Below are 5,964 nucleotides of genomic sequence, written 5' to 3'. Positions count from 1 at the left end.
AAAAATCCGGAAAATCATCTAAATCAGTATAATCCTGAACAAAGACAAAAAATCGCGTGTAACTTTTCCCCTAAGGCTCCGTTCTACTGGATATATAATATTTTTCCCCGATGAGAACGGCGCTTATACTTATTCTGTTATCCGGGCTACTCCCTGCCTGTCAAAAAGGAGATCAGTGTTCACAATATCAAACAGCCAGCATCAGCAAGGTGCGTTATATGGGTACGGCTTTATCTGATGCGGGCGGGCAGGATGCTGCTTTCTTTGATGTGAGCTGCGTGCTGGGCAGCAATTGTTATACTATTAATAAACTGGTGGAGTATAAAAGCGGCAACATCGTTACCATCAAAGCAGAATCAGTTTTTAACGCCTGCGACGTTTGCCCGGCATCAACGGTCACGGTGTCTAAGACCTATTCGTTTGTTCCATCAGATACCGGCACCTATTTCCTCAAGTGGGATGGTATCCCTGGCAGGACAGATACGGTGGTGATACAGTAGCTTTAAAAGAAGATATCCATCAGCGGATATTTTTTATAATCAGGCAAATAAAAATGCCACCATTCTGTGGTACTTCCTTTAAATCCAAATTGTTTCATGGTATCCCGCAATAGTTTGCGGTTGGCCGTGATGGCTGGATCGGAAGGTATATAGTTTTCGTGTGCTTTCGTGGTAAAGTCGTCGAAGTCCGTAGGCATGGCCACGGGCTTATTTGTTTTCAGGTTCACCATACTCAGGTCTACCGCTACTCCCCGGTTATGCCCCGATCCTTTCCTGGGGTCGGCTGCATACAGGTCGTTAGGAACGATCTTAAACATCGCTTCTGTTACATGATAAGGCCGGTAGGCATCATAGATCAGCAGGCCATATCCTTTTTTACGTAATACTTCCTGCACTGCTTTCAGTGCCCTGGCGGCGGGTAGCCGCATATAGATATCTGTTTTGGTATATAGCTTTTGTTTGGTGAAATTGTTGGTAGTAGCATACCGCACATCTTTTTTGATGCCTGGTATATACTGTTCCAGGTTCACCAGCTGCTGATTGCTATCAGCTTTTACCAGCTGATCATATTGCTGCCGGGTGCTAAGTACGGCTAATCCATATTGATTAACCGGTATTTTTTGGGCAGTTGCCAGGCTTGAAAGGGCGCATAGGAGCGTGAGTATCCCGAATATTCTCATGGCTTTAAATTCGGCAAAAAGGCCCAAATTCTTGCCTAATTATTGAATTTTGCGAAAATTAGGCAAGAAAGTATGAAATACAGTGAAAATACAATTGCAATCACCTTATATTAATAGGTATTTTAGAACCCTTAAATTTTTAATGATGGAACTGTTCAGATTAGATAATAAAGTGGCAGTTATCACAGGTGGTGGTAGCGGTATAGGACAGGCAATAGCGAAGACATTCGGATTGCAGGGTGCGCAGGTGCATATCCTGGAATTGAATGAGGAAGGCGGTAAAGCTACAGCGGAAGAAATCAGGGCAGCAGGTGGCCAGGCTACCGTGCATGCCGTTAACGTGGCCGACCAGGCCGCCGTGATAGGTGTGATGGATGGTATTGTGACTACAGCCGGCAAACTGGATATCCTGGTAAACTGTGCAGGCATTGCCCATGTGGGTAACCTGGAAAATACAGGAGAGCAGGATTTCGACAGGGTATACCAGGTAAATGTAAAAGGTACTTATAACTGTATGTATGCAGTTATCAAGCAAATGAAAGCGCAAGGCGGCGGGGTTATTCTCAATGTGGCATCTATCGCTTCCAGCGTGGGTATACCAGACAGACTGGCTTACTCCATGAGTAAAGGCGCCGTGCTGACCATGACTTTGTCGGTGGCAAAAGATTACCTGGGCGCTAATATCCGTTGCAACTGCGTGTCCCCGGCCAGGGTACATACGCCGTTTGTAGATGGCTTTATCGCTAAAAACTATCCGGGTAAAGAAGCGGAAATGTTTGATAAACTGAGCAAAACACAACCTATTGGCCGTATGGCTAAACCGGTGGAAGTTGGTCATCTGGCTTTATTCCTGTGCTCTGATGAGGCCGGATTTATTACCGGTACCGACTACCCGATTGATGGTGGATTTATCAGGCTCAATAATTAATGCAATGACTGTTTCAAAGTGCGGACGATTACCCGTATCTTTCAAGTTATTCATTCATTAATTTTTACTTACATCATGCAACATTTTCGAATAGGGCTGGCAATAGCAATAGCCGTATTATCTGCTTGTAATTCAGGGAATCAAAATGCTAACGGTAACGCAGCCAAGGATGCAGCCGTACATCCTGCCACACCAGCAGGAACAATAGCAGTAACGATTACAGACCGTGATAAAGATACCGGGCAGGTAACCATTAAGTTTAAAATAAATGGTCAGGAGAAAGAAAAAACTTTTGAACAGACCCTTTTAACCAACGCATCAGATGCAGACCTTTATAAGGTGTTATGGGATGCTCCCAACAGTTGCTATGTTGGGGTGATGAAAGCGAATCATCAGCCACGTTATTATCACGCCTCCGTGAGTGATAAAAATGACCTGAAAATATTATGGTTTGCTTCTCCTGATCAACGTATCTGGAGCTACATGGAAGATACCATGGGACTTGGTAAAGTAACCGTTGGTAGCGATCTGGTACAGAAATATAAAAAGAACTTCCAGTCAGGAAAAATTCTGGCGGACTTTATTGCCGAAATCAGACCTGCTACTTCCCCGGATACCGTGGAACTGTATGTAGAATTTGGCGGGTTTACAAAAAGCATGATGGTGCCTGTTCCTAAAGGATCTAAGGCAGTGATCCAGCCAACAGCAGCGCAGGATCATGTATACTTTGCTTTTGCAGCGGATAACAAAGCAGAGCCGGTGATTGACCTGCATGTGGAAAACGGCAGATTACAGTTGAAGACATTGAAAGAAATAAAGTAAGACTAACAATAAAAAAGTATTGAAATGAAACTGATCAGGTTTGGTTTACCGGGAGAAGAAAAACCGGGTGTGGTAACAGATGCAGGTATGTTTGACGTAAGTGCATTTGGTGAAGATTATGGAGAAAAATTCTTAGCCACTGACGGACTGGATCGCCTGTCCAAATGGTTTGCAACACATGCCGGCGAATGCCCGCAGGTGCCTGCCGGTACCCGTTTGGGATCGCCTCTTCAGCGCCCATCCAAAATTATCTGTATTGGTCTTAACTACGCTGATCACGCCCGGGAAACCAATGCGGCTATTCCGGCAGAACCCATCGTATTTTTCAAAAGTACTTCCGCACTGGTAGGTCCGAACGATGATTTAGTGATTCCACGCAACAGTCAGAAAACCGATTGGGAAGTGGAACTGGTAGTGGTGATTGGTAAAAAAGCCAGCTATATAGAAGAAAAAGATGCGTTGGATTATGTAGCAGGTTACTGTTTGCACAATGATTACAGCGAAAGAGCTTTCCAGATCGAAAGAGGTGGTCAGTGGGTAAAAGGAAAGAGCTGCGATACATTTGCGCCACTGGGCCCATGGATGGCTACCAAAGATGAAATAGGCGATGTGAACAATCTTCGTTTATGGCTGACCGTTAATGGCCAGAAAATGCAGGATGGTAACACGTCTAACTTCATTTTCAATGTACCATTTGTAGTGTCTTACCTGAGCCAGTTTATGACCCTGCTCCCGGGAGATATTATTTCTACCGGTACACCGGCAGGTGTGGGCCTGGGTATGAATCCACAGGTATACCTCAAAGCAGGTGATGTGATTGAACTGGGTATTGATGGCCTGGGTACTTCCAAACAAACAGCAGTAGCTTATAAATAATTATTATGAAAAGATATTGTCTGGCGTTAGACCTGGTAGATGACCCGCAGCTGATCAGTGAATATGAAGCGTATCATCGCAACGTATCTGCTGAAATCAAGAAGAGCATCACAGACAGTGGTATTACCGTAATGGATATTTATCGTTCGGGTAACCGCTTGTTTATGATTATGGAAGTAGACGATACCTTCTCTTTTGAACGTAAAGATGCCATGGATGCCGCCAATCCTGCCGTACAGGTATGGGAGCAGCTGATGTGGAAATACCAGCAGGCATTGCCGGTAGCGAAAGAAGGAGAGAAGTGGATCATTATGGATCAAATCTTTACATTATAAGAAATTACGAATTACGAATTACGAATTACGGATTTGTGGGTGGATGTCCGCGTTTACTATCTCCGCGTAAATTCGTAATTCGTAATTCGTAATTCGTAATTCGTAATTCGTAATTCGTAATTCGTAATTCATTCTTTACATGGTTATTGACGCACACCAACATTTCTGGCAATATGAGCCTGTCCGCGACGCCTGGATAGATGAATCCATGCAGGTGATCCGCCGGGATTTTTTACCGGAGCATCTGGCGCCGGTGCTGGAAGACAATGGTGTTCATGGTTGTGTGGCCGTACAGGCAGATCAATCAGCAGCGGAAACGGCTTTTTTATTGTCGCTCGCTGAAAAGCATGATATCATTAAAGGTGTAGTAGGCTGGATAGACCTCCGCGCCGATAATATCAACGAACAACTGTTACAGTATGCAGCACATCCGAAGCTGAAAGGCTTCCGGCATATTGTACAGGGAGAACAGGACAACCGGTTTATACTGGGCGAACATTTTTGCCGTGGCATCAAAGCATTATCGCAGCATCAGTTTACCTATGATATTCTCGTATATCCGAAACAGTTACCTGCAGTAGAAGAATTTGTATTGCAGTTTCCGGAGCAGGCGCTGATCATAGATCACCTCGCCAAGCCGGATATCAAAGCCGGAGAACTGGCAGCATGGGCCGCACATATGCGCCGCATTGCACAGTCGCCGCATGTATACTGCAAACTAAGCGGCCTTGTAACAGAAGCCGACTGGCAGCAGTGGGAGCCGGCACATTTCAGGCCATTCCTGGAAGTGGTGCTCGACGCCTTTGGGGCCAACAGGTTACTGTATGGTTCCGACTGGCCCGTATGCCTGCTGGCAGCAGAATACCACGAGGTGAAAGGAATCGTTACTGATTTCATCAGCACCTTATCAACAACAGAACAAAATCAAATAATGGGAGGAAATGCGCTCTCATTTTATCATCTATAAAAAATAATATCATACATACTATGGATTTAGGATTACAGGAGAAAGTGATTATTGTTACCGGCGGCGCCAAAGGAATTGGAGAAGCAATATCCAAACTGATTACCGCAGAAGGTGGTATTGCAGTGATCGCAGGCAGAAGCACCGCGGATAACGAAAAAACAGTAAACGAAATTATCGCCGCCGGTGGTAAAGCATTGGCTATTACTGCGGAACTGGGAAAAGTGGAAGATTGTAAAAAAGTGATCGCTGAAACCGTAGCTGCGTATGGTAAAATTGATGGCCTGGTAAATAACGCCGGCGTTAATGATGGTGTAGGACTGGAAAGCGGTAGCCCGGAAAGATTTATGCAGTCTTTGCAAAATAACTTATCCCACTACTACAACCTGGCGCATTTTGCATTGCCTTACCTGAAAGCTACCAAAGGAAACATCGTCAACATCGGATCTAAGGTAGCCACCACCGGTCAGGGTAATACCAGCGGTTATGCGGCTTCCAAAGGAGCTATCAATGCATTGACCCGCGAATGGGCAGTGGAAATGCTGCCTTACTCCGTACGTATCAATACTGTGATTCCTGCCGAAGTATGGACACCACTGTATGAAACATGGATCAGCTCTTTGCCGAATCCCGAGGAAAAACTGGCTTCCATCACCGCCAAAATTCCACTTGAAAAAAGAATGACTACCTCCGTAGAAATAGCCAATGCCACAGTATTCCTGTTGTCACCACGTTCATCACATACAACCGGACAAATAGTATACGTAGATGGTGGTTACACGCATCTCGACAGATCCATCAGCTAAGAATAATGAGCCAACACACGTTATCAACATACATTCACCTGAAACATTAAATT

8 protein-coding genes are annotated in these 5,964 nt (G+C 44.9%); 7 read left to right on the top strand and 1 reads right to left on the bottom strand.

Annotated elements, in window-relative coordinates:
- Positions 1–110 precede the first annotated feature (110 nt).
- Positions 111–500, top strand: coding sequence for a hypothetical protein (locus VIP81_RS08870; protein ID WP_331958640.1), 390 nt, complete (start codon positions 111–113; stop codon positions 498–500).
- Positions 501–502: 2 nt separating this feature from the next.
- Here the strand turns inward: VIP81_RS08870 and VIP81_RS08865 are convergent, their stop codons facing one another.
- Entirely contained in the window at positions 503–1,180 is a 678-nt protein-coding gene (locus VIP81_RS08865) for a M15 family metallopeptidase (RefSeq protein ID WP_331958637.1), read from the bottom strand.
- A 145-nt stretch (positions 1,181–1,325) separates the two neighbouring features.
- Here VIP81_RS08865 and VIP81_RS08860 point away from each other — a divergent pair, with 145 nt between their 5' ends.
- The 6 genes from VIP81_RS08860 (at position 1,326) to VIP81_RS08835 (ending at position 5,911) form a co-directional block, all read left to right on the top strand.
- Entirely contained in the window at positions 1,326–2,108 is a 783-nt protein-coding gene (locus tag VIP81_RS08860) for a glucose 1-dehydrogenase (protein ID WP_331958634.1), read from the top strand.
- A gap of 75 nt (positions 2,109–2,183) precedes the next feature.
- The gene (locus VIP81_RS08855) at positions 2,184–2,930 is read left to right on the top strand and encodes a hypothetical protein (protein ID WP_331958631.1); all 747 of its coding nucleotides are present in this window, start codon (positions 2,184–2,186) and stop codon (positions 2,928–2,930) included.
- Between the two features lie 24 nt (positions 2,931–2,954).
- Entirely contained in the window at positions 2,955–3,806 is an 852-nt protein-coding gene (locus VIP81_RS08850; protein ID WP_331958628.1) for a fumarylacetoacetate hydrolase family protein, read from the top strand.
- Between the two features lie 5 nt (positions 3,807–3,811).
- Positions 3,812–4,141: an L-rhamnose mutarotase gene (locus VIP81_RS08845; RefSeq protein ID WP_331958625.1), complete on the top strand. Its 330-nt coding sequence runs from the start codon at positions 3,812–3,814 to the stop codon at positions 4,139–4,141.
- A gap of 139 nt (positions 4,142–4,280) precedes the next feature.
- Complete coding sequence (locus VIP81_RS08840) at positions 4,281–5,108, top strand: amidohydrolase family protein (protein WP_331958622.1); 828 nt, start codon at positions 4,281–4,283, stop codon at positions 5,106–5,108.
- Positions 5,109–5,128: 20 nt separating this feature from the next.
- Positions 5,129–5,911 carry an SDR family oxidoreductase gene (locus tag VIP81_RS08835; RefSeq protein ID WP_331958619.1) on the top strand — a complete coding sequence of 261 codons (783 nt, stop codon included), beginning with the start codon at positions 5,129–5,131 and terminating at the stop codon, positions 5,909–5,911.
- Positions 5,912–5,964 lie beyond the last annotated feature (53 nt).

The sequence above is a fragment of the Chitinophaga sp. genome, assembly GCF_036566945.1.
Taxonomy (GTDB): Bacteria; Bacteroidota; Bacteroidia; order Chitinophagales; family Chitinophagaceae; genus Chitinophaga.
Note: the sequence above shows the minus strand (reverse complement) of the source record. Positions and strands in the feature narration are given on the sequence as shown.